The following is a 1,951-nucleotide window of genomic DNA, read 5'->3' as shown; positions in this document are numbered from 1 at the left end:
CGTAAGTACTCCCAATTCCCGTGGGTGACTGTGGGTAACGCGGTTCGTGGGCATGGTGACGGTCGGCGTGGCCGGTTGCGGCGGCGCCGTCGTGATGGCGGGGTTGGTGTCAGCCGGTCTCGGGTGGTTGGGCCCAGGTGTGCAGGTCGGCGGCCGACGCGTTCCAGGGCAGGAATCGTTGCAGGTCCGGGCCGGTCAGCGGCTTGCCGTCGTTGCGTCCGCAGGCATCGAGGTAGGCGGTGAGATAGGTCAGGACGTTCAGGCCGGCCTGTTCGGCGGTCGCGGTGACCGTCCAGATGGTCGCGGCGAGGCGGGCGGCGGCGTCGGTGCGGGAGCCGTAGGCGTTCTTGCGGGTCACGACCGGCCGGCGCAGCGCCCTTTCCGAGGCGTTGTTATCCAGGCTGATCATCGGGTAGTCGCGGTGCGCGGCCAGGCCGTCCCACTCGCGGTCCAGGGTGGCCAGGGCCTTCTTCGCGGGCTGTTGCAGGCCAGGGCTTTTCATCTGGGCCTGCCGGGCGACCTCGATCGCCTCCAAGGCGGTGTCCCACGCGGTGTACGCGTCGTCCAGCCGTGCCGCCGCCTCGACCGCGGCCCGTCCGGGTGCGGGCGCCACGGACGCGTTCCACGCGTCGGTCAGCTCGTCGTGAGCGGCGTAAAGGGCCTTGATCCGGTCCAGCCAGTCCCGGGTCCAGTACGCCAGCTGGGTGGGGTTCGCGTCGCCGGCCCGCACGAAATACCGGCGGATATGGGCCCAGCAGTACAGGTTGGTCAGGCCGTCGGTCTTGCGCCCGGCCGAGGCATAGACGGTGTAGAAGTCGCTGGAGATGACCAGCCGCCGCGGCCCGCCGTCCTCGGCCGGCCTCAACTGCCCGGTGGTGGTGTCGATCCCGGCGTGCCGGGCCAGCACCGCCCCGGCCCGGGTCGGATCCATCACGAAACAGGTGGTGTCCGCGCCGATGAACACCCACAGCCACCAGCGGGCCGGGCCGTCCCCGTCGTCGGGGGTGAACACATGCCACGAGGTTTCGTCGGCGTGCAGATGCCACGAGTCACGGTTGCGGGCAACAATCGCCTCTTCCAGCGGCGCGAGCAGCGCCCCGGCCGCCGCGCAGGTCCCGGCCAGCGTCGAGGAGCTGATCTGCGCGCCTTGCCGGGCCAGTCCGGCGATCAGGGAGTTCTGGGAACGCCCGGCAACATACCGCTCGACCAGCAACATCGCGATGAACCCGTTGCTGAACCGGCCTTTCCCGACCGCCTTCGGCGGGCCCGGCGCGGTCACCGTCCGCGGTCCCGCACACGCGCAGCGCCGCCGGTACCGGCGCCGGCGGTGCACCACCACCCGCACCGTCACCCGCCAATCAACCTGCTCAAAAGCATGATCGTCGAACGCCTCGAACGGTGATGAGCACTCCGGGCAGCAGTACCCGCCCCCGGCGAAGTCCCAGATCACCTCCACCCGCGGCAGGTGCGAGTAGTCCCGGCGACCGGCCCGGCCACCCGGCCCCCGCGGCGACGCCTTCTGCGGCTGCCGCCGGCCAGGTCCATCGCCCTGTCCACTCTGGTCGTCCTGGCCATCGTCATCCTCGCCGGCCGGCGACGACGGCCTGACCCGCTCGGACGAACGACCGAACACCAGCCGCTGCAACACCGCCAGCTCCGCCGACACCCGCTCCAACTCGGCCTCACGCCGCACATCACGTTCCCGCAGCCACTCGTTCTCCGCCCGCAGCGCGGCGTTCTCCTCCCGCAACTGCGCGGCCAGCCGCTCCCACCGCTCGTTGGCCTCCACCACCCGAGCCAGCACAGCCTGAAGCCCCGCATCAGCATCCGCCTGGACCGTGACACCCGACGAGACCGTCATAGCCGCAAACCAACACCATCACGACCGCCCGATCACACACCAACTGTCCGTGTCACGCACAGTCACCCACGGGAATTGGGACTACTTACC

The 1,951-nt window shown here is 70.4% G+C and carries 1 protein-coding gene; it reads right to left on the bottom strand.

The window, feature by feature from the left end; translation table 11 throughout:
• Positions 1-109: 109 nt before the first annotated feature.
• Complete coding sequence (gene tnpC / locus ACFQS1_RS40340; RefSeq protein ID WP_378978333.1) at positions 110-1,861, bottom strand: IS66 family transposase; 1,752 nt, start codon at positions 1,859-1,861, stop codon at positions 110-112.
• Between the last annotated feature and the right edge of the window lie 90 nt (positions 1,862-1,951).

The organism is Paractinoplanes rhizophilus (assembly GCF_042664765.1).
Lineage (GTDB): Bacteria > Actinomycetota > Actinomycetes > Mycobacteriales > Micromonosporaceae > Actinoplanes > Actinoplanes rhizophilus.
Note: the sequence above shows the minus strand (reverse complement) of the source record. Positions and strands in the feature narration are given on the sequence as shown.